This window comes from Lactobacillus delbrueckii subsp. delbrueckii DSM 20074 = JCM 1012 (assembly GCF_001433875.1).
GTDB classification, from domain to species: Bacteria; Bacillota; Bacilli; order Lactobacillales; family Lactobacillaceae; genus Lactobacillus; species Lactobacillus delbrueckii.
In genome coordinates this window covers 1-2,483 of sequence record NZ_AZCR01000101.1, presented here as the reverse complement: position 1 = coordinate 2,483, position 2,483 = coordinate 1, and the positions used below count along the sequence as shown (strand labels likewise).

2 protein-coding genes are annotated in these 2,483 nt (G+C 46.2%); one reads left to right on the top strand and one right to left on the bottom strand.

The genetic code is table 11. The annotated features are described in order from the left end of the window. Positions 1 to 123: 123 nt before the first annotated feature. Positions 124 to 1,053, bottom strand: coding sequence for a DegV family protein (locus FD23_RS08505; protein WP_025895853.1), 930 nt, complete (start codon positions 1,051 to 1,053; stop codon positions 124 to 126). Positions 1,054 to 1,220: 167 nt separating this feature from the next. On the opposite strand from FD23_RS08505, the gene FD23_RS08500 reads away from it, so the two are divergent. After that, entirely contained in the window at positions 1,221 to 2,048 is an 828-nt protein-coding gene (locus FD23_RS08500) for an IS4 family transposase (protein WP_134791467.1), read from the top strand. The last annotated feature ends 435 nt before the right edge of the window (positions 2,049 to 2,483 follow it).

The window sequence follows — 2,483 nt, the reverse complement described above, 5'->3', positions numbered from 1 at the left end:
GCAGCTAATTGATAGATATACTACAGAGATTGTACCAGAATTGCACACCACTTTCAAAATATCGGCATGACACTACACTAGTAGCACAGGAGTTTATTTGTTGCTTATTCTTTTTTGCCTAATTTAAAACTTTTCGCCGACTTCCGCAGATTCGACATCTGGCAGAGGCTGGCCGTCTTGGTCAAAGTAGCTGTCGATGTCCCGGCACCAAATGATGGCGATGGTATTTTTCCCGCAGTGAACGCCAACAACGGGGCCAATGATGGACCGGTCAAACTTGTCCTTTGGAAAAGCAGCCTGGTAATCTTTAAGCCATTCATCGCCCCGGTCGGGGTTATCCGCGTCAAAAATCGTGGCCTGGATTGGGTAGTCCTTGTTTTCCGTCAATTCGCGGAAGTCGTTTTGGACATGCTTGTAGGCCCGCTTGTATTGCCGTTCCTTGGCAATGACGGAGATGTGGCCAGTCTTTTGCACGTCCATGGCCAGGATTGGCGTAATGTGGAGTAAGGTGCCGATAAAGCTGGCCGCGTTTGACAGGCGGCCGGTCCGCTTGAGGTGGCCCAGGTTGTCGACCAAGAAACGGACGCCGATCGTCTTGCGCAGGTCTTCCAGGTCCTTCATGATGAGGTCGACGCTGGCTCCGGCATTAACCAGGCGGGCAGCCAAAATGGCGCAGTCAGCCAGGCCGGCACAGGTAGTACGGCAGTCAAAAGGATGAATCTTGATCCGGTCTTCTTCAGCCGCGTAGTTGACCAGGTTGTTGTAGGAGCTGGAGATCCCGCTGGACAAAGGCAGGATGATTACGTCGGTGTAGCCTTCTTCCACGTAGCGGTCGACGAATTCCATAATCTGACCCAAAGATGGCTGGGAAGTGGTCGGCAGGGTCTGGCTGCTGGAAATTTTTTCATAAAATTCTTCATAGCTGATGTCGACCAGGTCGTAGTAGGTCTTCCTGTCCCAAATCAAAGGAATTGGCACCACGTCGATATGGTACTTCTCTTGTTGCTCCTTGCTTAGGTAAGCAGAACTGTCTGTTAAAACAGCAATTTTCATATTTTTCCTCCGAGCATTATTATTCTAAAAACTTAAACTTCCCACTTACGAAAGTGGGCTTGTACCTTGAAAATTCAATAGTTTAGCCAATAAAAAAGCACAAGGCCTTTGTTCGCTTGATATAATTCAACTACAACATCATCAATATCAAACGAAAGGCTTGTGCTATGTCTAGTTTACCATCATTAGATACCAAAAACGAACCCAAAATTTCTCGTTCTGTTGAAAAGGTCTTCAAGGACTACAAAGTTATGGAGCTTCTCCGTAGATGTGGGCTTCGCAAGTCCAAAGGAATCCCACTTTGGTCGATCCTTTCATACATCTTAAGTAATGTATTTCCAGACAGAAGCATGTACATGCAACAGAAGTCTGGCAAGTGTACTGCTGGCTTCTCCAAAAACACCTACTATCGATTCATGTGGAACCCACATATCAACTGGCTTCGCTTCACTATTCTGCTAGCTGAGAGGATCGTCAATGGGCACCTGAAAGACCTGACTTCTGACCAACGTGCCGATTGCTTCGTCTTTGACGATTCGCTCTACTCTAGAACTGGATACAAGAAGACTGAGCTGGCTGCCAAAGTGTTCGACCACGTTTCGATGACCTACAAGAAGGGCTTTCGAATGATGACCATGGGTTGGACTGATGGATCCTCCTTTGTCCCAATCGCTTCATCACTCTTGTCCTCAAAGGAACGATCAGAATTGTCATCGGGACGACCAAGAAGATCGACAAGCGCACAATCGCGGCCAAGAGGCGGATTATGGCCCAATCAAAGGGGGACCGATGTAGTTATCCAGCTGCTCGATCAAGCCTTGAAAGCAGGACTCACTGCCAAGTACGTTATGTTTGACACTTGGTTCTCCAATCCTCATCAGATTGTCCAAATCAGTCAACGTGGTTTGAACGTAATCGCCATGGTGAAGAAAGACTCCAAGATCACATACGAGTTCGAAGGAAAGCGGATGAACGTCAAGCAGATCTTCAACTGAGAAGCGAGATGATGAAGATGATAGGAAAATAGGCGAGCTCTTTTCTACTCTAAGTCAAGTGTTATCAATGATTTTAGGCAATTTTTATTGCATGGTAGACGAGCTTGCGGACATCACTTTCAATCACTCCCTACAAATCCTGGTGGAAGCCATGTTCGAGAGTGTGAAAGAGATCTTCCAACCGACAGAAGAGCAGATGGAAAGGTTCATCAACGCTTTCATTTCACGCCTCCCGAAGTACATGCAAGAGGCTATATAGCCATCACTAGCAGCTTAATTGAATATTTACTGGCTAAACTATTGAGTTTTCAAGGCATCATAGTTCTTTTTGGTGTGGGAAGTTTAAGTAAAAACTTTCGCCAATTGCAAGAATAAATTGAACACTTACCATAACATCTGGCAGATTTTGACTATCTACGCCGGTAAATGCGGTCA